Origin of the sequence: Ferrovum sp. PN-J185 (assembly GCF_001581925.1) — a bacterium.
Lineage (GTDB): Bacteria > Pseudomonadota > Gammaproteobacteria > Burkholderiales > Ferrovaceae > PN-J185.
This window is the reverse complement of sequence record NZ_LQZA01000001.1, coordinates 919,811-945,748: the sequence shown is the minus strand read 5'-3', so window position 1 is coordinate 945,748 and position 25,938 is coordinate 919,811. Positions and strand designations below refer to the sequence as shown.

Genomic DNA, 25,938 nt, shown 5'->3' with positions numbered 1-25,938 from the left:
TTTGGCTTAACCATAAGGAGTAATTATGCGGCATTATGAAATAGTATTTATTGTTCATCCCGATCAAAGTGAACAAGTTGGCGCCATGGTAGAGCGTTACAAAAACATGGTAACCCAAGGCGGTGGTCAGGTTCATCGTTTTGAAGACTGGGGTCGTCGTCAACTTGCCTACCCAATTCAAAAGATTCACAAAGCTCATTATGTTTTAATGAATGTTGAATGTACCAGTGAAGTTCTCGCGGAGATTGAAAACGCTTTCCGTTTCAATGATGCGGTTCTTCGTCATTTGACTATTCAAATGAAAGGGCCTGTTACCGAAATGTCACCTATGATGCGCGAAGAAAAACGTGCTCCTCGCGAAGATTTAATAATGCGTGATGGTGATAGTACGGAGCCCGTTTCTGCATAGTAATGCGTAATGAAGTTGTGTTAGAGGGGGTTCTTCAGTCTCAAGAATCTCTTAGATATACCCCAGCAGGTGTGGCAAGTTTTGTGGGTGTTTTATTACACAAAATAGGGGATAGAGAAACTGAATACTCGAACGCTTCTCTAAACGTAATCGTTACGGCTTATGCTGAACAGGCGCTTGCATTGAGTCAATTGGTTTTTCCTACAACGGTTGTTGTAAAGGGTCAGTTGATTAAAAAGCATGCAAACAGTAAAGAATTAGTCATAAAAGTGAATCAATTTAAATTGAGTAATGGAGTATAAAAATGCCTAGAAAAGATATGAAGAAGGAACCACGCAACAATCAGGCAAAAAATGCCAGTATGTTTCGTCGTCGTAAATTTTGTCGTTTTACAGCCGAAAAAATTGAATGGGTAGATTATAAAGACGTAGATCTATTAAAGGATTTTATCAACGAGAATGGTAAGATTATTCCAGCAAGAATTACTGGTACCAAAGCTCGTTACCAACGTCAATTAGGTGTTGCTGTTAAGCGCGCCCGTTTCTTGGCATTATTGCCTTACACAGACTTGCACTAAGGAGAAAACCATGGAAGTGATCCTCATGGAAAAAGTTGTTAACCTAGGTCAATTAGGTGACATCGTAAAAGTAAAAGAAGGTTATGCTAGAAACTTTTTAATTCCTCAGGGCAAGGCAAAACGTGCTACTGATGCTAATAAAAAAGAGTTTGAAGCTCGCCGTGCTGAGTTAGAAAAACAGCAAGCAGAAGAGTTGAATCAAGCTAAAGTTCGTGCTGAAAAATTAGCTGGTATGACAGTAACCGTTACACAAAAAGCAGGGGTAGATGGACGATTATTTGGTTCTGTAACCAACCATGATATTGTGGATGCGTTAAAAGCCAAAGGTGTTGAAGCTGCTAAATCAGAAATTCGTTTACCAAACGGCCCATTGAAGACAGTTGGCGATTATACAATTACTGTGGCCCTCCATAGTGATGTAATGGCTGATATTTCTGTTTCAGTGGTTGCCGAATAGTTCTTAAGCTGTATATGGCTGACGATTTTCGTTCTGCCAATCTTCGTGTTCCGCCTCATAATATTGAGGCGGAACAGTCTGTTCTTGGAGGGTTGCTTCTTGATAATCACGCTTGGGATAAAGTGGGTGATTTAATTAATGAAGCAGATTTCTATCGTGAAGACCATCGTAAAATTTACCGTGCTATTCTCTCCTTAGTTGATAAAGGTAAGCCCGCTGATGTATTAACATTGTGTGATGAATTGTCATTACGTGGTGAATTAGAAGGCCTTGGCGGTTTAGCTTATATTGGCTCCATAGCTCAATCTGTGCCCAGTTCTGCTAATATTCGTCGTTATGCTGAGATTGTACGTGAACGCTCCATTATGCGTGCGCTCGTTCAAGTGGGTTCTGATATTACTGAGTCTGCTTTTAATCCGTCAGGACGAGATGCTAGGGCATTATTAGATGAAGCTGAAGCAAAAGTATTTAATATCGCAGAAAAAGGAGCTAAACACGCCCAAGGTTTTGTGGTGTTGAAAGAACCTTTAGCTCAGGTGGTTGAACAAGTTGATGAGCTGTACCGAGCGGGAAATCATGACCCTGTAACAGGAATACCTACAGGCTTTGTTGACTTGGATGAGAAAACGTCTGGTTTTCAAAAAGGCGATTTAATTATCGTTGCTGGTCGTCCTTCTATGGGAAAAACAGCTTTTGCTTTGAATATTGCAGGCCATGTCGGTATTGAATCAAAATTACCTGTTGCCGTATTTAGTATGGAGATGTCGTCTAATCAACTTGCCATGAGGATTTTAAGTTTTCATGGTCGTTTAGATGCTCATCAATTACGTACTGGTCGTTTAAAAGAAGAAGATTTTAGACGTGTATCACGCGCGCTTGAAGAACTTAATGACGTGCCCATTCACATTGATGAAACCCCAGCATTAAATCCTCTCGACTTACGAGCACGGTCACGTCGCTTACATCGTCAATATGGCGGTTTAGGATTAATCGTTGTGGATTATTTGCAATTAATGTCCTCAACCTCTGGCGGTGAAAATAGAGCCACTGAAATTTCTGAAATTTCACGTTCATTAAAAGCGTTAGCAAAAGAATTAAATGTTCCGGTTGTTGCATTGTCTCAGCTTAATCGCGGTTTGGAACAAAGGCCAAATAAGAGACCCGTAATGTCTGATTTACGTGAATCAGGTGCTATTGAGCAAGATGCTGACGTTATTTTATTTATATACCGCGATGAGGTCTATAATCCAGATTCACCTGATAAAGGCATGGCTGAAATCATAATTGGTAAACAACGTAATGGTCCTATTGGGACAGTACCTTTAACCTTTTTGGGTCATTACACTCGTTTTGAAAACTATGCTTCAGCAACTAATTTTCAGTCAAACGATTATTAATACTTGTGGCGAAAAGTAAAACTCTATATACCTGTACTGAGTGTGGTGGACAAAGCCCCAAATGGCAGGGCCAATGCCCTCATTGTCAGGTGTGGAACTCTTTAGTAGAAACAGTCATAGAATCTTCTCCCTCTCGTTTTAAACCTCTTAATGAAACTCAAAAACCGCAACGCTTGAGTGATGTAAGTCAACAAAGTATTGAGCGTATTTCATCTGGTATGGCAGAGTTAAATAGAGTACTTGGGGGGGGATTTGTCAGGGGTGGAGTAATACTTTTAGGGGGTGACCCTGGTATTGGAAAATCCACGTTATTACTACAAACACTGACTCAGGTTGGTTTGAATGGTTTACAGGTTTTATATGTAACAGGAGAGGAATCCCCTGAACAAGTAGCGGGGCGTGCTGAAAGATTAAGATTGAAAACAGGAGAGGCAGAAATTCTCTCTGAAATTCAATTAGAGAAAATTATTCGAGTAATTGAAGAGGGTCAGCCAAATTTAGTGGTGATTGACTCTATTCAAACTGTATACAGTGAAGCTCTTAATTCTGCTCCCGGTTCTGTTAGCCAAGTACGTGAGTGTGCTGCACAGTTAACCCGTGTTGCCAAATCATTAGGAGTCATGATGGTGATGGTGGGGCACGTTACCAAAGAAGGGACCATAGCAGGGCCAAGAGTATTAGAGCATATTGTAGATACGGTGTTGTATTTTGAAGGTGAAGGCAGTTCCAGCTTTAGATTAATACGCGCCATAAAAAATCGTTTTGGTGCCGTTAATGAGCTTGGTGTATTTGCCATGACAGAGACAGGACTTAAAGAAGTAACAAATCCTTCAGCGCTTTTTTTATCACACTATGACCATCCCGTGCCTGGATCGTCAATTACTGTAACACTTGAAGGTACAAGACCAATGGCGGTAGAAATACAAGCCTTAGTTGCTGAGTCTCATCAATCTGTCCCGAGGCGATTAACAGTAGGCTTGGAGCAAAATAGATTAGCTATGTTACTTGCTGTTTTAACCCGTCACGCAGGTATCTATTGTCATAATCAGGATGTATTTATTAATGCCGTTGCAGGGGTGAAAATTACAGAACCTGCTGCAGATTTGGCGATTGTAGCTGCAGCGGTAAGTAGTTTTAGAGGGGTACCTCTACCACCGCAATGGGTCATTTTTGGAGAGATTGGTCTGTCAGGTGAGATTCGTCCAGTACAAAAAGGTCAGGAGAGATTAAAGGAAGCGGCAAAATTAGGTTTCACCCATGCACTTATCCCAAAAGCCAATCGTGCTAAACAATCTATTGAAGGAATCACCCTCTATACAGTAGATAGAGTTGATGAGGCGTTGACACTCTTACGTGATCACGCCCCTTCAGTATAGTTATTTAACTCTATAATTTCCCCAGTTCTGCCACGACTGGCATCACTCATCCAATAAAGAAAAGGTTCTATTAATAAGCTTGCAGGACGTTGATCTTGATTGATTTCTCCTGGATGTGTCCTGATACGCATAGGGGTTGCTATGGGGCCTGGAGCAATTAGGTTAAACCTGATAGATAGGTTATTTTGATATTCTCTAGCAAATAATTGCATAAGGTTTAACACGGTATTTTGTGTTAAACCAAATCCTCCCCATAATGGAGGAAGTGTTAAGCCGTGATGCTCAATGGTAAAAATAACAGAAGCATCATGAGCTTGTTCAAGTATGTGTATTAAACCTTTCGTTAGTGCAAATGCACCAAATACATTACAGTTGAAAGCATTTTTCCATTGGTCTACATGTTGACTTGATAATGGCCCGAGTGGAACAAAGCGACTTGCGCAGTGTAGAATTCCATTAAGACCTGAACATTGATTCTCAATAATTAAAGCAAGTTCGGTTACTTGAGATTCAGTTAAGGTCTCAAGATTAAGAGGAACAATAACCGGAGTGATATAGCCTTTTTCTACAATTTGGTCATATGTTTGATTAAGTTTATCTAGGCTTTTACCCAAAAGTAGAACTGTTGCACCTTGTTTAGCATAGGCAATGGACATCTCTTTTCCAAGGCCAGATCCAGCGCCTGTAACAAGTATTGTCTTATTTTCTAATAACAAAGGCATGATAATTATGGCGAATAATTGATAAGGTTGTTAGAATAACATCTTATGCCGCGGTGGCGAAATTGGTAGACGCAGCAGGTTTAGGTCCTGCCGCCGAGAGGTGTGGGGGTTCGAGTCCCTTCCGCGGCACCATCCCCCCTTTTTAACTTTTTCACTTTTTTCCTTCAAAACTAAATTGGTTCGGTTTTTTGAATCTTTTAGACAAGGATGTGCGCACTGTCAATGAGCACATACAAATTTGTATACCGGTAAGGAAGTCAACCGTGAGCCAAGTATCCGGAAATTCCGGATAGTTTAACAGGACGGTTCTCGGTAGGTTAAGCGAGTATTTGAGCACTACAATCTAGATGTGTGGGATTCCCTCAATAAAACGGATACTTTCCTTAAGGGCGTAATAAGAAAGAAGTTTGAATTGATGTTGCAACAGAACATGATTTGAATGGCATTTTGGCTCTTCAAAGCGTTAATCATTTTTCGAATGTTGGAAGTTTGTCTGCTTTAATATCTCATGCACAATTGATTTTAATGATGGATGCATTGCCACAGATAGTGGCAAGACGAAATCGGTTGGTGGTTGGGTTTTATTCAGTTCAACGGTTGAAATGTGCGGAGATATTCCAGTACTACAGTCGATGCTCAAAGCGTATCCTGAGCGTACTCATGATGCATATGCCTATGGTCCAATTTGTGTTGTGGCAAGTGAGCGTGGCAAGGGTCTTGCACAAGATTAGAACGACTCTCTTTCCTGTGGAAGAACGTCACCCCGTCCTTGTGCCATGAAATGTTCTGTAGAACAAAGTAACGATGATCTGTCACAATTTTAGTTTATTATTGTTTTGTATTTTATTTTTTTGATAAATCTTAGTAATTTATACATTAAATATTCTATTAATGGATAAATTCACTACAATTAATATCTACTAGAATGAGAGTAAACCATGATCACAATTTATCATAATCCATCTTGTGGCACTTCACGCAATACATTAGCAATGATTAGAAATAGTGGAGTAGAGCCATTAGTTATCGAGTATCTTATTAATCCTCCAACTCGTAACGAACTATTAACGATGATAAAAGAGGCTAATTTATCGGTTCGCGAGGCAATCCGAATTAAAGGAACTCCTTATTATGATCTTGGTCTTGATAATACTTCTTTAACGGATGAGCAATTATTAGACGCCATGATAGCTAATCCTATTCTGATCAATAGACCGTTTGTCATTACTCCTTTGGGTACTCGATTATGCAGACCCTCAGAGACAGTTTTAGAAATACTCACTCAGCCACAGAGGGAAACTTTTTATAAGGAAGACGGTGAGCTGGTTATAAAAAAAGAGGAATAACATGTTTCAATCTGATAATATTTTACCTAATATCCAATTTGAATGTTTTAAAAAGACCAGTCTTACTGATTTTGCTCATATAGACTTTTCTACACATCCTCCTAAATTCTTGATGTTGTACGGATCTTTACGGGAGCGTTCATACAGTAAGCTATTAACATTAGAGGCTGCAAAGATATTAGAGGCGCTAGGTGGAGAGGTAAAAATCTTTGATCCTCGGGGTTTACCCTTACCTGATAGTGAACCTGAAGCTAATGAAAAGGTAGTAGAACTCAGAGAGCTTGCTAATTGGTCAGAGGGTATGGTGTGGTGTTCACCTGAGAGACATGGGGCCATGACTGGTATCCTGAAGTCACAAATAGATTGGATACCTCTAACTCAAGGTGCAATCCGTCCAACACAGGGTAAAACTCTGGCGTTAATGCAAGTATCCGGAGGATCGCAGTCATTTAACGCGGTTAACCAAATGCGGATTTTAGGAAGGTGGATGCGTATGCTAACCATTCCTAATCAATCTTCAGTGGCTAAGGCATTTCAGGAATTTGATGAACTAGGTCGAATGAAACCATCCTCTTATTACGATCGTGTGGTTGATGTGATGGAGGAGTTATACAAGTTCACCTTGTTAACTCGGGATATTTCTTCATTTTTAACTGATAGATACAGCGAACGTTTGGAACTAAAAAATAAGTAACTTTACGGTGTGTTTACAGACAAACTCAATTATTTCTTAATGATGAGTCAATTTTTTTAAAAATATTTAAAGGTAAAGCTAACATACCCAAGAGACGATTCACCTGATTTGGATCACGAAGAGCTTCCAAGCCAATTGTCATACCTAAGTGACCAAGTTTTGGATTCTTTTTATATGTACCAAATAATCTATCCCACCATGGTAGATTGAAACCGAAGTTACTGTTCATCTCTGATTTGATTGTTGAATGGTGAATTCGGTGCATGTCTGGGGTCACTAAAAATAATCTTATTATTCTGTCTACAGGAGAGGGTAGATCAATATTGCTATGATTAAACAGTGCCGTGGCATTTAGAATAACTTCAAAGCCAATGATGGCAAGGGCAGGTATACCAAAGGAAATTATAGAAAACCATTTGATCAGCATTGAGAGGATAATTTCTATAGGATGGAAACGTATACCAGTGGTTACGTCTATCTCTAAATCAGCATGATGAACACAATGTAATCTCCATAAAAATGATACTTTGTGAAACATCACATGTTGAATATATATAACCAAATCCAAAAATATAATCGATATTAGAATTTTTAAAGTAGTGGGAAGACTGATGTTATTAAGTAGTCCCCATCCATGATAATAAGCATAAAATGCAAGGCCAACTGTGCTAAGTGGGAATAGAACACGTAATAGAATTGTATTAATAACAACTATGCCAAGATTATTAGATTGTCTAGACACTAAAGAAACCAGTAGTTTTCTGCGTGGTTTGACTGTCTGCCAGGCATACATCAATACAAAAATACCAATAAAAGCAGATAGTCTGATAATAAGTTCATGGGAATAAATATAATTTGTCATTTTTTTTAATATCCCTTGATTTTAGTTTTAAAAATCATCTCAAACTATTAGGCCAATAATACATCAATAATTTCTTTATACTCTGTATTCAAGGTACTCAGCTCTGTGACAATAGCATTTTTAAGTGAGTGATGTGCTTTGGTAGCAGGTAGAGTTGTATGTATATTATGAATAGATTCTTGGATAATAATTTTCGCCAAGTGTATGTTTTTATGTAGGTTTTCAATGGCGAGCGATACGCTTACATTTTCTTCTTTTGGGTGCCAGCAATCAAAATCCGTCACAAACGCTATTGAGCAATAAGCCATTTGTGCTTCCAAAGCTAATTTTGCTTCTGGCATATTAGTCATACCAATGACATCTGCATTGATTAGTCGGTAATAATTGGATTCTGCAACTGTAGAAAACTGTGGACCTTCAATACAAATATATGTTTTATTATCATGTACTTGAAGTGTTTGTTCTTTAATTACGTTCTCAATGGACTTTTTTACTATGGAAGATAATGTAGTGCAAACGGGTTCAGCCATCGAAATATGAGCAACAACGCCTTCGTCAAAAAAGGTGCTAACTCTATTTTTTGTGAAATCTAAATATTGGCTAGGTAGAACGATATCCAATGGTTTGATACTCTCACGTAGTGAACCGACTGCAGAAACAGAAAGTAAGTATTTGACTCCAAGTGTTTTTAGTGCATAAACATTTGCTCTAAAAGGAATTTTGGAAGGTATTAATCGATGCCCCTTGCCATGTCTTGATAAAAAGGCCACAGGAATACCATCAATTGTTCCAGTAATTATAGGATCTGAAGGAACACCAAAAGGTGTATTAATAATATGTTCCTGAAAATTGGATAAATTATCCAAATCATACAATCCGCTTCCACCAATAATTCCGATACTAAATGTTTTCATAAATGTGTTAATAAAAGGTAAGTATAATATTAGACGTAAGAAGTCATAATTTATTACATAAGTTTTAAATAAGACTTAATAAAATGTTGATTTTTTACTTTAATCATATTAAGGTCAATACATAATGAGTTGTTGTACTAAGGATCAGACAAAAAACAATAGTACAAAAAAAATTAAATGTCCTAGCTGTGACAATGACAGCCATTTAGTAAATCACAAAACTATTCTTTATCAATTAAAAAAACCTTGGTTATTTGATTTTTCTGATAAAAACTTTTATTTCTGCTCTTCATCTAAATGCTCCGTTATCTATTTTTGTGAAGATAATACGACAATTGGTTTTGATGAATTAAAAATTCAAAGCGAAAGCATGAAAAACACACTGTGTTTTTGTTTTAACATCTCGAAATTAGATTTCCAACTACAGCCCAATCTTAAAGAATTTGTATCAAATCAAACAAAAAAAGGACTATGTGCCTGTGAGATAAACAATCCATCGGGTAAGTGTTGTCTTAAAAATCTTAAATCTTAACTATCACTCCTTGAAATTTTTTCTAAAAATGTAATTTTTTAGACTCTCATTCGACTACTGAGAAAGGAGTTAATTATGCTAGAGACATTACCATATTTACAAAATACAGATTTTCCGTCAATTAAGAGAAGTCAGCTGACCACATTACAGGTTAATTTAGGTTACAAATGTAATCAGTCCTGCGTTCATTGTCATGTTAATGCAGGTCCAAATCGAAAAGAAATGATGACCGAAGAAACACTGTCATATCTTATAGAGCATCTTAGTAATCCTTTAGTAGAGACCTTGGATTTAACAGGTGGGGCACCAGAATTGCATCCAAAGTTCCGAGAATTGGTAAAAACTGCTAGGAAAAATAACAAAAAAGTCATTGATAGATGTAACTTAACTATATTGTTTGAGGATGATCAAAGTGATCTCGCTGCTTTTTTGGCAGATCAAAAGGTGGAAATTGTCGCCTCTATGCCATGTTATAGCCTCAAAAACGTTAACCAACAAAGAGGTGAGGGCGTTTTTGAAAAGAGTATTGCTGCTATTAAATTATTAAATCAATTGGGTTATGGATCAGATAATTCTGAACTTAAATTACATCTTGTCTATAATCCACAAGGTCCTGTTTTACCTCCCCCCCAAAAGAAATTAGAAAGTGATTATAAACGTGTCTTAATGGATGAATTTGGAATTTATTTCAACAGTCTTTACACGATCACAAACATGCCCATTCAGCGATTTGGCTCCACGTTATTATCCAAAAAATTATTTAATCAGTATCTGACTTTACTAAAGGATAATTTTAATAGCATAAATTTAGATCATTTAATGTGTAAATCGTTAATTAGTATCGATTGGCAGGGTTACGTTTATGATTGTGATTTTAACCAACAGTTAAATATTCCGTGTAAATCCTCAAATGAAAAAATGCATATCAAAAACATCAATTTATTTAACTTAAATAACCAGAATATTTCTGTTGCCGAGCATTGCTATGGATGCACTGCTGGAAGTGGAAGCAGTTGTGGTGGTTCATTTGAGGAAAATATATCTATATGAAAAAAATTCTTATTTTTTTATTCTTAATAATCCTACTTTCTATACTTTATCATTTTAATGTTACACAGTATTTGAGTCTGCGTTATTTATTGGAAAACAAAGAAAAATTACAAAACTATACTAATACACACCAATTAACCTCTGGTATTTATTTTTTCATTATTTATATCATAGCGGTTGCTTTGTCTTTGCCTGGTGCCACTATATTAACGCTTGCAGCAGGTGCTTTATTTGGTTTTATAAAAGGAACCATAATGGTTTCTTTTGCTTCAACCATTGGAGCAACCATGGCGATGTTTATTTCAAGAATATTTATTAGAGATTGGGTGAAAAATAAATTTTCAAGTTTTATGACTGAAATAGACAAAGGTATAAGTACTGATGGAGTTATGTATCTTTTTTCATTGAGATTAATTCCAATTTTCCCATTTTTTGTTATTAATCTCATTATGGGTGTAACAAAAATGTCTTTAAGTACCTTTTTCTTGGTCAGTCAACTAGGTATGCTTCCAGGCACATTAGTATATGTCAACGCAGGTACTGAAATTAACAAAATCCACGCCTTATCTGATATAACTTCTCCTACTTTAATTTTATCTTTTGTATTTATTGGAATTCTTCCTTGGATTAGTAAACTAGTACTTAATAAATATAAGTTATCAAAACTTTACTCTAAGTGGAATAAGCCAGTTAAATTTGACAATAATCTAATCGTAATTGGTGCAGGCGCTGCTGGGTTAGTTACTTCTTATATTGCCGCAGCAGTAAAAGCTAAAGTGACCTTAATCGAAGCTAATAAAATGGGAGGGGATTGTCTTAACTATGGTTGTGTTCCAAGCAAAGCATTAATAAAAAACGCAAAGATTACTTATCAAACCAAGAAGAATCTTCCTCAAGATCTTACTCAAACTTTTGTTAAAGAAACATGGATTAAGACATTTCAAAAGGTTAACGATGCAATAACAACTGTTGCTCCCCATGACAGTAAGGAAAGATACGAGGGATTAGGGGTAATTGTAAAACAAGGATATGCAAAATTAATTGATCCTTGGACAGTTGAGATAAAAGACAATTTAAATAACACCAGTAGAGTAACAGGGAAAAATATAGTACTGGCTACCGGTGCAAGACCCATAGTTCCAACCATTGCAGGTATTGAATCTAGTGGTTACTTGACTTCAGATACATTGTGGGATCATTTTCATCAACTAAAAACACCACCCAATCACGTATTAATACTAGGAGGTGGACCAATTGGTTGTGAGCTCTCTCAAGCTATTGCAAGACTTGGGGTAAAGGTAACACTGATTGAAAAGGCTCAACGTGTTTTAATGCGTGAGGATGAAGATATCTCAAGTATCGCTCAAGATTCTCTAATCAATTCTGGTGTGGAATTACTTTTAGAGCACGAAGCATTACGTTTTGAAAAATCATCATCCAATCAAAAAACATTAGTGGTTAAACATGGTTCGATAGAAAAAAATATAGATTACGATGAAGTGATAGTTGCATTAGGCAGAACTGCTAGATTGTCTGGTTTTGGATTAGAGAATATTGGTATAAATACAAATAACAAAATTCATACAAATGACTATTTAGAGACCCTTTATCCAAATATATTTGTAGCAGGTGATGTTGTTGGCACCTATCAATTCACGCATACTGCCGCTCATCAAGCTTGGTATGCTGCTGTTAATGCTTTATTCGGAAAATTTAAAAAGTTTAAGGTTGATTATTCGGTTATTCCTTGGGTTACATTCCTTGATCCGGAAATTGCAAGAGTTGGCTTGAATGAAAATGAAGCCAAAAGTAAGGGTATAGCTTATGAAGTGACACGCTTTGAGATGAAAGAGTTAGATCGTGCTATTACTGAATTTGATACTGGTGGTTTTATTAAGGTCTTAACTGTCCCAGGAAAAGATAGAGTTCTTGGGGTTACTATTGTTAGCGCTCATGCAGGGGAGCAGCTTTCTGAATTTGTTCTAGCTATGAAATACAAATTAGGCTTGAATAAAATTCTTGCAACAATTCATCCTTATCCAACTTGGAATGAAGCCAACAAATATGTTGCAGGTGAATGGAAAAGAAATCATTCTCCTAAAAAACTCTTAGAGTTTCTTAGATTATTCCATAGATGGAGTATTAGTTAATATGAAAAATATAATTAAATTTTTATTATCAATCTTATTACTCTCAACAGTTAAACTTGCCTATACAAATACATTTAATCATGAAATTTGGGATTCATTGTTACATCAATCAGTTGTTATAAGTAATGATGGTTTTTCTTCAAAGGTAAATTATCAATTATTTAAAAACAATGTTACACAATTAGATCAATATCTTGATCAAACTGCGAAAGTTACTAAAGCAGAGTTTGACTCATGGAATAAAAATGATCAGCTTTCCTTTTTGATTAATGTTTATAACGCAAATACGGTAAAGTTAATTTTATCTAAATATCCAAATCTAACATCTATCAAAGATCTTGGTAGTTTGTTTTCCTCTCCCTGGAAAAAGGAAATTGTGAATTTATTTGGTCAAACCATTTCATTAGATGATTTGGAACATGGATTAATACGTGGCTCACATCGTTATAACGATCCACGAGTTCATTTTGCAGTTAATTGCGCCTCTATCGGCTGTCCTATGTTGAGAAATGAGGCTTATATAGGTTACAAACTGGATGGTCAGTTAGAAGACCAAGCCAAACGATTTTTATCAGATAAATCAAGAAATTATTTAAATAAAGACACCTTAAACGTATCTTCAATATTTAAATGGTATAGATCTGATTTTGAAAGTGGATGGAGAAATGCATATTCTCTAAATGAATTCTTTTATTTATATGCCAAGGAATTAGGTATACCTAATAAGAGTAATAACTCGTATAACACTACTCAAATAAAAATTGATTTTCTTGATTACAATTGGAAATTAAATTCCTTTAACTAAAATGAAAAGTGAAATATTGATTATTATTCCAATCCTTAATGAGTCAACACAAATTAATGACTTAATTAACCATTTGTTATGGATTAAAAAATTTAATTTAGATGTTATTGTAGTTGACGGCGGTAGTACCGATGGATGTACTAAGAAAATTATAGATTCAAAGATTCCTCTAATTTCTTCCTCAAAAGGGCGTTCGATTCAAATGAATGCTGGTGTAACTTTAGAATGCTATAAGTTACTAATTTTTCTTCACGCTGATACTCGTTTAACAGAACACGCTGTAATGGATTTATTAAAATTAAACGTAAAGGAAGATAGTTGGGGTAGATTTGATGTCGAAATAATAGGTAGTTACTCTTTTTTTAAAATTATCTCTTTTTTTATCAATTTGCGCTCGAGATTATCAGGAATTGCAACAGGAGATCAGACTATATTTATATCCTACAAACTCTTTAGACGGATTGGCGGATTTCCAGAGCAACCTCTCATGGAGGATATTGAAATTTCTAGATGTTTAAAATCCATTTCAAAACCTATTTGTTTTACCTCTAAAGTACTTACATCAGGAAGACGCTGGGAAGATTACGGAATAATTAAAACCATATTACTTATGTGGTATTTACGTTTTCTTTATTGGATTGGTGTTAACCCAGTATATTTAAAAAGTCTCTATAAATGAAAAATAAGCTCATTATGTTTGCTAAGGCACCCATACGGGGATTTGCAAAAACACGGTTAATTCCACATTTGGGTCTAGATAATACTGCCTACTTAGCTAAAAATTTAATTTTACATAATTTGAATACTCTAAATTCATGTGATTTTATTGACTCAGTTGAACTGATTGTCACATCCAATAATCTTTTTTTTGATTGGAGTGAATTAATTAACAACCCTAAAGTTAGAATAACTCAGCAATGTGATGGATCACTAGGAGATCGCCTTATTCATGCTGCACAACAGTTTTATGACAATAACACCAAATTGTTAATTATTGGCACAGATTGTATTGAAATTGATAAACATATCTTATTAGATGCATTTAATACTTTAGATAATTTTGATACTGTTATATGTCCTGCTTATGATGGGGGTTTCACATTATTAGGATTAAAAAAATTTGATCCTCACATATTTAAAAACATTATGTGGAGTACAGAAAAAGTTGCTAATCAAACCATGGATAATATATTAGAGCTTGGTTATTCGTTAAAACAGTTAAAAACGCTTCATGATATTGATGATATTTCAGACCTTGTACGAATACCCAGTAGCTTTTATATAAAAGAATGATTCTATGACCCGTAAGTCAATCTTATGTTTTTTTCTCTTTTTTTTATTAAATTTAGATATTTCTTACGCAACTAGTAATAACAATATTGTAGAACTTAATTTTTTATCTAGTGTAAGTTCACAGGAAAATCCGTGGAAGATAATTCGATTTAATGACAGTATTCCTCCAACAATATTTAATGTTAGAAGTTGGGATAATAAAGTTGCACTTGAAGCTATTGCCGACTCCAGTATGGCTGTATATTCCAGAACCCTAAGTTTTGATTTAAAAAAGACTCCTTATCTCTGCTGGTATTGGCGAATTGATAAATCAGTAGAAAAAGCAATAATGGGTAGTAAATCTGGAGATGATTATGCAGCTCGCATTTATGTTACTTTTACAAATACCCAGTCTTCTATATTCTCCCTAACAAAATCTACTTTATTGGGACTGGTTGGTTATCAAACACCTGACGTTGCTATAGATTATGTATGGGATAATAAGAATCCTATTAATTATCAATTATTTAGCCCTTATGTAAGCCAAGATAGCATGATAGTTGTGGAAAGTGGTGACTTGAAAAGTCATCAGTGGATATTAGAAAAAAGAAATCTTTTGGCAGATTTACAAAAATCTTTTGGAACTTCTGACTTTAATATTTCGTCAATTGGTTTTGCTTCAGATGCGGATAATACCCACTCTCAGGCACATGCAGGGTTTGCAGATGTGAAATTTGTAAATAACCCTAATTTATGTCACTAATTTGTAATAAATATATATAGTTTACGACTAATAACTTATTTTCAAAACTAATCTATTAAGGATCAACTTTATGCATGAAATTGTTAAGGATTATTATGGAAAAAAACTTCAGTCATCTTTAGATTTAAGAACCTCTGCATGTTGTGATCCTACACAAATACCTGACTATATAAAGCCCTTAATTGGGAATATCCATGACGATGTTCTTAGTCGTTATTATGGTTGCGGCTTAGTGGCACCTGAGAAACTAAAAGGTTGTCGTGTCTTAGACTTAGGCTGTGGAACTGGTCGTGATGTTTATTTATTATCCCAGCTTGTGGGTCCCGAGGGTGAGGTTGTTGGGGTTGATATGACAGAAGAGCAATTACATATTGCTGAGTCTTATATAAGTTATCACGCGAATAAGTTTGGCTATAACAATGTCAGCTTCGTCAAAGGGTTTCTAGAAAATCTTGACGAAATTGGTTTAAAGGAAAATAGCTTTGATATCATTATTTCTAATTGCGTGATTAATCTTACTTTAGATAAAAAATCTGTTTTATCGAGTATTTACAAATTACTAAAGAATGGTGGGGAATTTTACTTTTCTGATGTTTATGCCGATCGTCGTTTACCTCAACATTTAGTAAATGACCCTATTCTTTATGGAGAGTGTTTGGGTGGGGCTTTATATTGGAACGATTTTCGACGATTTGCACAGCAAAGTGGTTTCTTGGATCCCAGGCTTGTCAGTGACCATCCAATAGAAGTGACAGACTCACTGTTAAAACAATCTATTGGTGAAATACAGTTTTACTCTGCTACTTATCGTTTATTTAAAATTATAGGACTAGAGGATTCCTGTGAAGATCATGGGCAAGCTGTTATTTATCATGGGACAATCGAAAATCTTCCTCATAGCTTTACTCTTGATAAGCATCATCAAATTGGTTCACATAAGGTTTTTCCAGTATGTGGAAACACTTTTAGAATGCTGAATGAATCACGCTTTAAGAATGATTTTACATTTATCGGTGATTTTGATCATCATTATGGTGTTTTTGAAGGGTGCGGTAGTACTATTCCTTACAGCACTGAGATTAGGATAAACTCATCTCAAAGCTGTTGTTAAAGACGACACAATATTCTTTCTTTGACCAATAATTAAGTAACAATGTTTGTAATAAAAACGTAATAAAGCCGACAAATAGAAATCTGATAAATGGGTTTTTTATATGTTGGTCATTGTGGTCGTATTTGTTTTTGCTTGTTTGGTTTCATTATTTAACGGCGCTAATGATAACTTCAAAGGATTCGCAACTGTTTGGGGTTCCGGTCTTATATCTTATCGAAAAGCCCTTATTCTCAGTACTACTGCTACGGTATTAGGTGGGTTGTTATCGATTTTAGTGTCTAAACATATTCTGTCAGAATTTACAGGATATGGATTTATAGTTCTCAATAATAAGTTTCATTATAACTTTGTATTAGCTATTGCAGTTGGTGCTTCAATTACATTACTGATTGCGACTAAATTTGGTTTCCCTGTTTCAACGACACATGCTCTTTTAGGTGCGTTGGTTGGAAGCGCAATTGCTATCCCAAGTACTACTTTTTATTGGGACAAGATCATCAAAACCTTTGTTTTTCCGTTGCTCTTTAGCCCTTTAGTGTCGTTAATTATTTCATATTTATTCAACAAGAAGGCTCTTGTAACCGGCATTCTTTCTAAAAGAGACCAAAATGACTCGGTTGACCTTTTAAAAAAAATTGACTATTCAGTAGTTCAAAACAAAAAACAAAACCTTCTTCATCTATTATCTGCATTTCTAATATCATTATCACGAGGAATTAACGATACGCCAAAAATTGCCTCTTTACTGTTAGTATTACCTTTTTTTTCGTCAATAACTTGTCTTTTGACTGTAATAAGTTTGATGGCTGCGGGTGGTTTCTTGTTTGCCAAACCTGTTGCCATGACAATGAGTAAAAGAATAACTACACTTGATTACTCAAGTGGTATTAAAGCCAATCTTACTACTACTTTTTTAGTATTAATTGCCAGTAATTTTGGTTTACCTGTTTCCACAACTCATGTCTCTGTTGGCTCAATTACTGGTATTGGATATAGTAATAGTGAGTTTTTTGATAAAAAAATGTTTTATTCTATCCTCCTATCATGGATTATTACTCTTCCACTCTCGGGTATAATTGCCTTTATGTTATCTTTCAATTTAAATCAATAATAATCTCATAGCCAATTAGTTGAATTGATTTTTTTGAAATTAATAGTAATTTGTTTAAATTAAATACAATGATAAATCAGTCAGGATATAATAATCCGGTTAATTTATAACTCTAACAACTTAATACATCCCTATGCTATTAGGTTTTATGATTGATTACTGAATCATTTCTGTAACCATCGGGGTATGGTTGGCTTTACGAGTTCATAACACTTCAGATTATGCTGCTGGTCACAGCATGCCTTTACCAGTAGTTACTGCGGCAGTATTTGCTACCTGTTTCTGTTCGGAAACAGTTCTTGGTATTCCAGCTATATTTATAAAAGAAGGACTTCATGGGATTGTTGCTAATCCCTTTGGCTATTCACAGTGTCTTATTTTAGTGGGTATCTTCTTTGCGGTTTAACTCTATCGCAAAAAGCTATTAACCATTGCTGACTTTTACCGTAGGGGGAAGTGGATGGCAAGGTGATTGCTGACACATAACTCTTTTGTGGGAGAACAATTAAGTTATGCATCAGCAAGTGCTTCGTAGTTAAAATTGGAATTGTGTTCCTAATATAAATCCACTTGATGCGGAACTACCTGCTTGTACTGTACTTGTGTAAGCTGCAGTTAACTTTGCGTCATAACCTTTAATTACGTAATTAACACCTAATTCGTTTTGGATAGTTCTTACTGTTTGACCTAAACTGATTCCTGTATCAAAGGCATCTGGCTTAAAATCTTGATGTTGAAAATATGGTTGTATCTTTCCATAACCAAGTTTTTTAGGGAATAAAAAAGCAATTGAGGCCACATACGATCTACCTTGGTAAGTTGGTCCTCCCCAACAACCCCCAGCTGCACCCCCTACCTGGGTTGTATCACATCCGCTCCAATTAGAAAGTGTATTAGAGGTATCAACTTTATATGCAGCACCAGAAATTGTTAACGCTCCACCGTTTAACATTTTTTTCTCCATTAACATATCAATGTTATATGCTGAGTATCCTGCTGTACCTGTACTAGTTAACGTGCCGCTGTTCTGAGCCATGCCCGCTAATCCAACAGCCAGTACATCGTGAGTTCCCCAATACGTACTGCTAGCAAAATACGCCGGATCAACTTTCGTATCCCAGAAATTGTAATTTAACCTTGCAGTGTACATAAGATCGCTACTGCCACCACCACCTTGATATTGATTACCAGTTGAAGAATTTTTCCCCATTCCTTGATATGCGCCTATCGCGTAGGTTAAACGATCGTTAGCAACAACGCCCCAGAATGTCGCACCTTGGTCTCTGCCATCAAGATATTGTTCTTTATAAACAGAAGAAACACCTGGATACAGCCAAGTTGTAATATAGAAAGGTCCTTCCATATCTGCTCTATCTGCAGCTGGTAACAATCTACCTAACCAAATGTTATAAGATTGATTAGGCTCAAATTGAACGTATGCATCTAAGAGTGATACAGAATTTAATGAACTATTATATTCTGTGTTAAATGTGGCTTTTATAACATCAGAAAATTTAAAATTTGTATAGAGACGTAAATTATCTACATTAAACGATTTGCTATTTGGTTGGTTCGGAATATTGTTGCTGTCAAAGGAAGTTCTTATCCCTAAACCAATATCCACTGATTGATTATCACCAAAGTTAATAGTTGCACCGGCGTTCGCATTGAGAGAAACAATTGAAGCAAGAGACAAAGTTCCAATTGCACAAACGTGTTTAAATCTATTTTTTTTGTTAAGCATTATATTCTCCATTACTAGTTGATGATGAAGAAAAGAATAAAAAAAAAGTAGAAAAAAACACATACGTAATCTTACGATTAGTTACAAAAAACTTAATTTGTATTTTTAATCGCTTAAAAATGGTGAGTTCTACATACGTATAAGTAAGTAAAAAAGCGTATTTAATAAAACCCTTTAGAAAAATAAGATTGAATCACGACGTATTCATTTTTTATTCAAAGGGGAAATAAATGTACAAATTCACGAGAAAGTCTAGTTCTATTAACAGATTCTCTAAATCTCTTTTAGGAATCTGTTTGGCATCATTAGGGTTGTCTACCTTTAATGCAACAGCGGCATCTCAAATTGCAGTTACAGATAAAGAAGTAACAATTGGTATTTTACATTCCTCTTCTGGAACAATGGCTATTTCAGAAACAGGTGCTCGTGAAGCTGAAATTTTAGCTATTGAACAAATCAATGCCTCAGGAGGAGTGCTTGGAAGAAAAATTAAATACATATATGAAGATGGTGCATCGGATTGGCCAACTTTTGCAGAAAAAGCAAAAAAATTGTTGGAATCGGATCATGTTGCTGCAATTATGGGTTGTTGGACATCTGCTTCAAGGAAAGCAGTATTACCAGTATTAGAGAGAGACAACGGTCTTCTTTATTATCCAACTTTTTACGAAGGTTTAGAACAATCAAAAAACGTAGTGTACACAGGACAGGAAGCAACTCAACAAGTATTTGCTAGTCTTGACTGGCTATCAAAATCTAAAGGAGCTAAAACCTTTTATTTGGTTGGTTCTGACTATATTTGGCCAAGAACCACTATGAAATTAGCAAGAAAATATATTGAAACTGTTCTACACGGAAAAGTTGTTGGTGAAGAGTATGCTGCTTTAGGTAGCACTCAATTTGGATCAACTATCAATAAGATTAAATTAAAAAAACCTGATGTTATCTATGCTGCTGTTGTAGGTGGATCTAATGTTTCTTTTTATAAACAATTAAAAGCTTCAGGTGTTACTGGTGATAAGCAAAAACTACTTACTTTATCCACATCAGAAGATGAAGTATATGGAATTGGTGGTGAGAACGTTGCAGGTTTTTACTCTGCTTTTAAATATTTTGAAACTCTTGATACACCTGAAAATAAAAAATTTGTATCTGAATTCCATAAACGCTGGGGTGAAAATGCTCCAATTGGTGACGTGACACAGGCTGCCTATGAAGGACCATGGTTATGGAAAAAAGCTGTTGAAATGGCTGGAAGTTTTGATACAGACAAAGTAGTTAAGGCAGAAGAGTCTGGAAAAATCTCCTTAGATGCACCAGAAGGCATGGTTTATTTGATGCCAAATCATCATTTGAAATCTAAGTTAAGAATTGGTCAGTGGAGAAAAGATGGTCAGGCAGATATTGTTTATACGTCTGACTACATTACTCCAAACCCTTTCCCTAAAGGTTACTAGTGAGCGAGTAGGGCTAGCAAAGGATGTATAAGAAACCTTATACATCCTCTTGTTAGATTCAAATAAATAAGGAGATTGTGATGGGTGGTTACTCTTTGAATGACTTAATGTCCATTTTAGTAATGCAAGGATTTTCTGGCTTAAGTATGTTTAGTGTGTTGCTATTAATGGCTTTAGGTCTCGCAATTATTTTTGGTCAAATGGGTGTAATTAATATGGCTCATGGTGAGTTTATGACTATTGGAGCCTACACAATTTATATCACTTCGTCACTAACAAATACATATTTCCCTAGTTTAAAACCATTTTATTTTGTGTTTGCCATTGGTATCGCCTTTGTCTTCGCATTTGCAGTAGGTTATTTAACAGAGTTTTTATTAATTAGGCATTTATATAAAAGGCCACTTGATACATTGCTTGCTACATGGGGATTAAGTTTAATAATGCAGCAAATTTTTAGATCTGTTTTTGGCGGCAGAGAAGTTAGTGCAGATTTACCTGACTGGTTAATGGGGTCTTGGAAACCGACAGAGTCTATAGATATTCCATTAAATGGCATTTTTGTTCTCGTAATGGCTCTACTTGTTTGCGGCTTTGTCGCTCTACTGTTGTTTAAATCACAGTGGGGACTAAAAGTAAGAGCTACTACACAAAATAGAATTATGGCAGGTGCCGTTGGTATAAATACTAAATTAGTTGATCGCATTACCTTTGCAACTGGATGTGGAATTGCAGGTATAGCAGGAGCTTGTTTTACGACCATCGCTTCAACAAGTCCGACTAGTGGATCTTTATATATTGTTGATACTTTCTTGGTTGTGGTTTTTGGTGGTGCAGCGAGCTTAATTGGAACTATTACATCTGCTTTTTCAATTGCTCAAGCACAGTCAATTTTGACTTTCTTTTTAACAAGCGCTATGGGTAAGGTTGTTACCTTATTGACAATCATTGTCATTTTAATGATTAAGCCGGAAGGGTTGATGAAAAACAAAGTTAGACGTTAATTGAGGAATCTGAAATGAATAAATACTTAATAAATATATTTAAAAACAAATCAAGTATAGATTTGTTAATTATATCCTTAATTATCTTAGTCGTATTTCCAATTTCAATGGATATATTTCGATTAAATCTTGTTGGTAAATACCTTACTTTCGCATTTACTGCTGTTGGGTTGGTTATGTTATGGGGTTATGGTGGCATATTAAGTCTAGGACAAGGTATATTTTTTGGTATTGGCGGATATTGTATGGCAATGTTTTTAAAGCTAGAAGCCTCTGATCCAGTTAGTACTGTTCATCAAACAACCCCAGGTATCCCTGACTTTATGGACTGGAATCAATTGACGGAACTTCCAACCTTTTGGATTCCTTTTCATAGTTTCACTTTTACACTAATAGCAATTATTGGGATTCCAATAATAGTAGCTTACATCATTGGTATTTCCATGTTTAAGAGAAGGGTTAGTGGAGTGTATTTTTCAATAATTACTCAAGCTATTGCTGCCATCATCACAATTTTAGTAGTAGGACAGCAGGGTTTTACCGGCGGAATTAACGGTATTACTGACTTAAAAACTTTGCATGGATGGAATATTAATACTGATTCTGCAAAATATATACTTTATTACATAAACGGTGGACTTTTAATACTTACAGTTGTTATTTGTAAGTATATTGCATCAACAAAATTAGGAAGGTTGCTACTTGCAATACGTGATAAAGAAGATCGAGTAAGGTTTTCTGGTTACGATGTAGCGAATTTTAAAGTGTTTGCATTTGCCTTATCGGCAGTTGTTTCATCAATAGGTGGGGCAATGTTTACTCTACAAGTTGGTTTCATGTCACCATCAATTATAGGTATTGTCCCTTCAATTGAAATGGTTATATTTGCAGCTATTGGTGGACGTATGTCTCTGATTGGCGCTATTTACGGTGCTCTTCTAGTTAATTACGGAAAAACTGCTTTTTCAGAATCATTTCCTACATTATGGTTATTTTTCATGGGGGCAATGTTTATTGGTGTCGTGATGTTTTTCCCAGATGGATTGTCCGGTCTTTATATTTCCTATGTACCAAGATTGAAAAACTGGTTTGTAAAGAAATTCATTAAAGATAAATCCTTATCTAATTCTTCTGTTAAACGGGCGGGTTAATCATGGCACAAATTTTACTGGCAATAGAAGGTTTAACTGTTTCATTTGATGGGTTTAAAGCTGTTGATGACCTTAATTTATATATTGAGGAAAAAGAGTTAAGAGTCATCATTGGCCCAAATGGTGCGGGGAAGACTACTGTATTAGATTTGATCTGTGGAAAAACAAAAGCCACATCTGGATCAATTAAATTTAAAGATTCGGAATTAACAAAATTACCTGAATATAAATTGGTACAGCTAGGAGTTGGTCGGAAATTTCAAACCCCGTCAATTTATGAAAATTTAACAGTCTTTGAAAATTTAGAGATCTCTTATCCCAAAGGTAGAAATGTATTCGGCGCACTCCGATTCAAAAGAGATGAGGTGATCTTAAATAAAATTTATGAAATTGCTGACATGATTTTTTTAACAGAATTACTTCAAATTCAATCTGGATTATTAAGTCATGGTCAAAAGCAATGGTTGGAAATTGGTATGTTACTGATCCAAGACCCAGAGCTTTTAATGCTTGATGAACCTGTAGCAGGGATGAGTGTGGTTGAGAGAGAAAAAACTGCCGAATTACTGAATAAAATTGCTAAAGGTCGTTCTTTGATAGTAATTGAACATGACATGGAATTTGTAAAACAGATCGCGCATCGAGTTAGTGTATTACACCAAGGAAAGCTATTAGCAGAAGGAAGTATGGAATCTGTCCAATCAAATCCAAAAGTCATTGAAGTATATCTTGGCCATTGAGGAAAATTTTATGTCAAAAAAAATGTTTTCAATACAAGAATTAAATTCTGGTTATGGTCAAAGTAAGGTAATTAGTGACATAACACTTGATATTAAGCAAAAAGAAATTGTTGCCATTATGGGTAGAAATGGTATGGGAAAAACTACCTTATTTAAGACGTTAATGGGGATTATTCCAACTATGTCTGGAGATATTATTGTTGATGACGTTTCTTTAGCCAAAATGGAAACCTACAATCGAGTGCAAAATGGAATTGCTTATGTACCCCAGGGTAGGATGATATTTTCAAATATGACCGTACTAGAAAATATCCAAACTGGTCTACCTCAAAAAGCAAATGGTAAAGTCCCTGATGAAATCTACTCTTTATTTCCTGTGTTATATGACATGCGTTCTCGTAAAGGAGGCAATTTATCTGGCGGACAGCAACAACAATTGGCTATCGCTCGAGCATTAGTAACTAATCCCAAAGTATTGCTTCTTGATGAACCTACTGAAGGTATTCAACCTTCAATAATTAAAGATATTGCTAAAACACTAAAAGAGATTCGTAGTTTAAAAGACTTAACAATCATTGTTTCTGAGCAAGTGCTAAGTTTTACTATGGAAATTGCTGATCGTTTTTGTGTTTTAGAAAAAGGCAAGTTGGTTTATCAAAATAGTGCAGTAAATGTTGATGAAAAAATTATTAGTTCATATTTATCCGTTTAACTTAGGAGATTGTCATGGCAGATACATTAATTAAAGTTGATCTTAAAGAGTCCCCTTATAACAATGAAATGGTACATAACCGTTGGCATCCCGATATTCCTATGGCCTGCTGGGTTAAACCTGGGAATGACTTTATTTTAGAAACTTATGATTGGACAGGTGGTTTTATAAAAAACAATGATAGCGCTGACGATGTAAGAGATATTGATTTGTCTATAGTTCATTTTTTATCAGGACCCGTTGGTGTTGAAGGTGCTGAACCTGGTGACTTACTTGTTGTTGATTTATTAGACATTGGTGCTAAACAAGATAGCTTATGGGGATTTAACGGCTTTTTTTCAAGAAAGAATGGTGGTGGCTTTCTTACGGATTTTTTTCCTCATGCTCAAAAATCCATTTGGGATATACAAGGAATGTTTACTAAAAGTAGACATGTGCCTGGCGTAAATTACGCTGGACTAATTCATCCTGGATTAATTGGTTGTCTACCAAGTCATGACCTACTTGAGCAATGGAATAGCCGTGAACAGTCTCTTATAGATACTAATCCTAATCGAGTTCCTCCTTTGGCAAATCCACCTTTCCCAACTACCGCACACATGGGTAAATTAACTGGCGAAGCAAAATTAAATGCTGCTATGACTGGTGCTAGAACGGTTCCTCCGAGAGAACATGGTGGTAACTGTGATATTAAAGATTTATCAAGAGGCTCAAAAATTTACTTCCCTGTCTATGTTAATGGTGCTGGTTTATCTGTTGGTGATTTACATTTTAGTCAAGGTGATGGGGAAATTACCTTTTGTGGTGCTATAGAAATGGCAGGATGGGTTCATATGAAGGTTGAACTTATTAAAGGTGGAATGGAAAAATATGGTATAAAAAATCCAATTTTTAGACCAAGCCCTATTACTCCAACATACAAAGATTACCTAATATTTGAAGGAATTTCTGTGGACAATACTGGTAAACAGCATTATCTTGATGTAAATGTTGCTTATCAACAAGCTTGTTTAAATGCAATAAATTATCTTACAAAATTTGGATATAGTCCTTCTCAAGCCTATTCTATTTTAGGTACAGCACCTGTTCAAGGTCATATTAGTGGTGTTGTTGATATTCCTAATTCCTGCGCGACACTCTGGTTACCAACAGAAATTTTTGACTTTGACATTAAACCTAACGCATATGGTCCTACGAAATTTATAGATGGAGGAGCAAGTATGCCAATTTCATATGATAAGGAATAGTTATGCCTACCTATGATTTTGATTGCCCCAAATGTGGATCATTTGATTTGATTTTAAAAATAAATGATCGAGATGCTGATCAATTTTGTCCGATATGCGGAGAGAAATCTGTAAGAAATATTATTCAAGCCCCACAATTTTCTTTTATGACTACAGATAAACGAACAGCGTATGAGATAAATGAAAAAGCTTCTCATGAACCTAAACTTAGATCCCACGGCTCAAACTGTTCTTGTTGTGGGTCAGGAAAACAAAGTAAAAATCCTAAGTCTTTTATTAACAAAAGACCTTGGATGATAAGCCATTAATTAAATAATTAACTAATAGAGGAA

General features: G+C 35.4%; 29 protein-coding genes, 1 tRNA gene and 1 pseudogene. 27 read left to right on the top strand and 4 right to left on the bottom strand.

All coding sequences use genetic code 11. The features are described from left to right. The first annotated feature begins 25 nt into the window (after nt 1-25). Genes rpsF through radA form a run of 6 tightly spaced genes read left to right on the top strand, consistent with a single transcriptional unit; the run spans nt 26 to nt 4,216 of the window. Nucleotides 26-409 carry a 30S ribosomal protein S6 gene (gene rpsF, locus FV185_RS04590; RefSeq protein ID WP_067494067.1) on the top strand — a complete coding sequence of 128 codons (384 nt, stop codon included), beginning with the start codon at nt 26-28 and terminating at the stop codon, nt 407-409. Nucleotides 410-411: 2 nt separating this feature from the next. Further along, nucleotides 412-711, top strand: a complete 300-nt coding sequence (locus tag FV185_RS04585) for a hypothetical protein (protein ID WP_067494063.1) — start codon at nt 412-414, stop codon at nt 709-711. A gap of 2 nt (nt 712-713) precedes the next feature. After that, on the top strand, nt 714-986 hold the full coding sequence (rpsR, locus tag FV185_RS04580) for a 30S ribosomal protein S18 (RefSeq protein ID WP_197457748.1): 273 nt from the start codon (nt 714-716) through the stop codon (nt 984-986). 10 nt (nt 987-996) lie between these two features. Then, complete coding sequence (gene rplI, locus FV185_RS04575; protein WP_067494060.1) at nt 997-1,443, top strand: 50S ribosomal protein L9; 447 nt, start codon at nt 997-999, stop codon at nt 1,441-1,443. A 14-nt stretch (nt 1,444-1,457) separates the two neighbouring features. Continuing rightward, nucleotides 1,458-2,840, top strand: coding sequence for a replicative DNA helicase (dnaB, locus tag FV185_RS04570; protein WP_067494057.1), 1,383 nt, complete (start codon nt 1,458-1,460; stop codon nt 2,838-2,840). Between the two features lie 5 nt (nt 2,841-2,845). Beyond that, a complete protein-coding gene (radA, locus tag FV185_RS04565) occupies nt 2,846-4,216 on the top strand; it encodes a DNA repair protein RadA (RefSeq protein ID WP_067494055.1) in 1,371 nt (456 codons plus the stop codon). On the opposite strand, the gene FV185_RS04560 is transcribed toward radA, so the two are convergent. Next, complete coding sequence (locus FV185_RS04560; RefSeq protein ID WP_067494052.1) at nt 4,198-4,938, bottom strand: SDR family NAD(P)-dependent oxidoreductase; 741 nt, start codon at nt 4,936-4,938, stop codon at nt 4,198-4,200. The genes radA and FV185_RS04560 overlap by 19 nt on opposite strands. A 47-nt stretch (nt 4,939-4,985) precedes the next feature. Here FV185_RS04560 and FV185_RS04555 point away from each other — a divergent pair. The 4 genes from FV185_RS04555 to arsH all read left to right on the top strand — a co-directional run bounded on the left by FV185_RS04555 (nt 4,986) and on the right by arsH (nt 6,978). Next, a tRNA-Leu gene (locus FV185_RS04555) sits at nt 4,986-5,070 on the top strand. Nucleotides 5,071-5,540: 470 nt separating this feature from the next. Further along, the gene (locus FV185_RS09785) at nt 5,541-5,669 is read left to right on the top strand and encodes a hypothetical protein (RefSeq protein ID WP_267865440.1); all 129 of its coding nucleotides are present in this window, start codon (nt 5,541-5,543) and stop codon (nt 5,667-5,669) included. A gap of 207 nt (nt 5,670-5,876) precedes the next feature. After that, on the top strand, nt 5,877-6,284 hold the full coding sequence (gene arsC / locus FV185_RS04550) for an arsenate reductase (glutaredoxin) (protein WP_067494049.1): 408 nt from the start codon (nt 5,877-5,879) through the stop codon (nt 6,282-6,284). A 1-nt stretch (nt 6,285) separates the two neighbouring features. Continuing rightward, the gene (gene arsH, locus FV185_RS04545) at nt 6,286-6,978 is read left to right on the top strand and encodes an arsenical resistance protein ArsH (RefSeq protein WP_067494047.1); all 693 of its coding nucleotides are present in this window, start codon (nt 6,286-6,288) and stop codon (nt 6,976-6,978) included. A 25-nt stretch (nt 6,979-7,003) separates the two neighbouring features. On the opposite strand, the gene FV185_RS04540 is transcribed toward arsH, so the two are convergent. After that, nucleotides 7,004-7,840, bottom strand: a complete 837-nt coding sequence (locus tag FV185_RS04540; RefSeq protein WP_067494044.1) for a sterol desaturase family protein — start codon at nt 7,838-7,840, stop codon at nt 7,004-7,006. Between the two features lie 47 nt (nt 7,841-7,887). Further along, the gene (mtnP, locus tag FV185_RS04535) at nt 7,888-8,754 is read right to left on the bottom strand and encodes an S-methyl-5'-thioadenosine phosphorylase (protein WP_067494043.1); all 867 of its coding nucleotides are present in this window, start codon (nt 8,752-8,754) and stop codon (nt 7,888-7,890) included. A gap of 124 nt (nt 8,755-8,878) precedes the next feature. On the opposite strand from mtnP, the gene FV185_RS09870 reads away from it, so the two are divergent. The 10 genes and pseudogenes from FV185_RS09870 to FV185_RS04490 all read left to right on the top strand — a co-directional run. After that, a complete protein-coding gene (locus FV185_RS09870) occupies nt 8,879-9,286 on the top strand; it encodes a putative iron-sulfur cluster-binding metallochaperone (protein ID WP_197457747.1) in 408 nt (135 codons plus the stop codon). A gap of 75 nt (nt 9,287-9,361) precedes the next feature. After that, on the top strand, nt 9,362-10,336 hold the full coding sequence (gene arsS, locus FV185_RS04530; protein WP_067494041.1) for an arsenosugar biosynthesis radical SAM (seleno)protein ArsS: 975 nt from the start codon (nt 9,362-9,364) through the stop codon (nt 10,334-10,336). Then, nucleotides 10,333-12,486 (top strand): FAD-dependent oxidoreductase, encoded by a 2,154-nt coding sequence (locus FV185_RS04525; RefSeq protein WP_067494039.1) that lies wholly within the window; start codon nt 10,333-10,335, stop codon nt 12,484-12,486. The genes arsS and FV185_RS04525 overlap by 4 nt, the downstream gene beginning before the upstream one ends. A 1-nt stretch (nt 12,487) precedes the next feature. Beyond that, nucleotides 12,488-13,291, top strand: coding sequence for a DUF547 domain-containing protein (locus FV185_RS04520; protein WP_067494038.1), 804 nt, complete (start codon nt 12,488-12,490; stop codon nt 13,289-13,291). 1 nt (nt 13,292) lies between these two features. After that, nucleotides 13,293-13,970: a TIGR04283 family arsenosugar biosynthesis glycosyltransferase gene (locus tag FV185_RS04515; RefSeq protein ID WP_067494035.1), complete on the top strand. Its 678-nt coding sequence runs from the start codon at nt 13,293-13,295 to the stop codon at nt 13,968-13,970. Then, nucleotides 13,967-14,584: a TIGR04282 family arsenosugar biosynthesis glycosyltransferase gene (locus tag FV185_RS04510; RefSeq protein ID WP_067494020.1), complete on the top strand. Its 618-nt coding sequence runs from the start codon at nt 13,967-13,969 to the stop codon at nt 14,582-14,584. Before FV185_RS04515 ends, FV185_RS04510 begins: the two co-directional genes overlap by 4 nt. A gap of 4 nt (nt 14,585-14,588) precedes the next feature. Then, nucleotides 14,589-15,326 (top strand): DUF3047 domain-containing protein, encoded by a 738-nt coding sequence (locus FV185_RS04505; protein ID WP_067494018.1) that lies wholly within the window; start codon nt 14,589-14,591, stop codon nt 15,324-15,326. Between the two features lie 70 nt (nt 15,327-15,396). Continuing rightward, nucleotides 15,397-16,437 (top strand): methyltransferase domain-containing protein, encoded by a 1,041-nt coding sequence (locus FV185_RS04500; protein ID WP_067494016.1) that lies wholly within the window; start codon nt 15,397-15,399, stop codon nt 16,435-16,437. A 103-nt stretch (nt 16,438-16,540) separates the two neighbouring features. Further along, nucleotides 16,541-17,551: an inorganic phosphate transporter gene (locus tag FV185_RS04495; RefSeq protein WP_067494012.1), complete on the top strand. Its 1,011-nt coding sequence runs from the start codon at nt 16,541-16,543 to the stop codon at nt 17,549-17,551. 163 nt (nt 17,552-17,714) lie between these two features. Continuing rightward, a pseudogene (locus tag FV185_RS04490) lies at nt 17,715-17,954 on the top strand (sodium:solute symporter); the annotation flags it as partial. Between the two features lie 132 nt (nt 17,955-18,086). On the opposite strand, the gene FV185_RS04485 reads toward FV185_RS04490, so the two are convergent. Next, nucleotides 18,087-19,295 (bottom strand): hypothetical protein, encoded by a 1,209-nt coding sequence (locus tag FV185_RS04485; protein ID WP_067494008.1) that lies wholly within the window; start codon nt 19,293-19,295, stop codon nt 18,087-18,089. A gap of 230 nt (nt 19,296-19,525) precedes the next feature. Between FV185_RS04485 and FV185_RS04480 the strand changes: the two genes are divergently transcribed. The 7 genes from FV185_RS04480 to FV185_RS04450 all read left to right on the top strand — a co-directional run bounded on the left by FV185_RS04480 (nt 19,526) and on the right by FV185_RS04450 (nt 25,914). Then, nucleotides 19,526-20,752 carry a transporter substrate-binding protein gene (locus tag FV185_RS04480; RefSeq protein ID WP_067494005.1) on the top strand — a complete coding sequence of 409 codons (1,227 nt, stop codon included), beginning with the start codon at nt 19,526-19,528 and terminating at the stop codon, nt 20,750-20,752. A gap of 80 nt (nt 20,753-20,832) precedes the next feature. Next, nucleotides 20,833-21,756: an urea ABC transporter permease subunit UrtB gene (urtB, locus tag FV185_RS04475; protein ID WP_067494003.1), complete on the top strand. Its 924-nt coding sequence runs from the start codon at nt 20,833-20,835 to the stop codon at nt 21,754-21,756. 14 nt (nt 21,757-21,770) lie between these two features. Then, nucleotides 21,771-22,907, top strand: a complete 1,137-nt coding sequence (gene urtC, locus FV185_RS04470) for an urea ABC transporter permease subunit UrtC (protein ID WP_067494000.1) — start codon at nt 21,771-21,773, stop codon at nt 22,905-22,907. Between the two features lie 2 nt (nt 22,908-22,909). Beyond that, nucleotides 22,910-23,647, top strand: coding sequence for an urea ABC transporter ATP-binding protein UrtD (gene urtD, locus FV185_RS04465; protein WP_067493997.1), 738 nt, complete (start codon nt 22,910-22,912; stop codon nt 23,645-23,647). 22 nt (nt 23,648-23,669) lie between these two features. After that, nucleotides 23,670-24,359, top strand: coding sequence for an urea ABC transporter ATP-binding subunit UrtE (gene urtE / locus FV185_RS04460; RefSeq protein ID WP_067494281.1), 690 nt, complete (start codon nt 23,670-23,672; stop codon nt 24,357-24,359). A gap of 14 nt (nt 24,360-24,373) precedes the next feature. Beyond that, nucleotides 24,374-25,606, top strand: coding sequence for a formamidase (gene fmdA / locus FV185_RS04455; protein ID WP_067493994.1), 1,233 nt, complete (start codon nt 24,374-24,376; stop codon nt 25,604-25,606). Between the two features lie 2 nt (nt 25,607-25,608). Further along, nucleotides 25,609-25,914, top strand: a complete 306-nt coding sequence (locus tag FV185_RS04450; protein ID WP_067493991.1) for an FmdB family zinc ribbon protein — start codon at nt 25,609-25,611, stop codon at nt 25,912-25,914. The last annotated feature ends 24 nt before the right edge of the window (nt 25,915-25,938 follow it).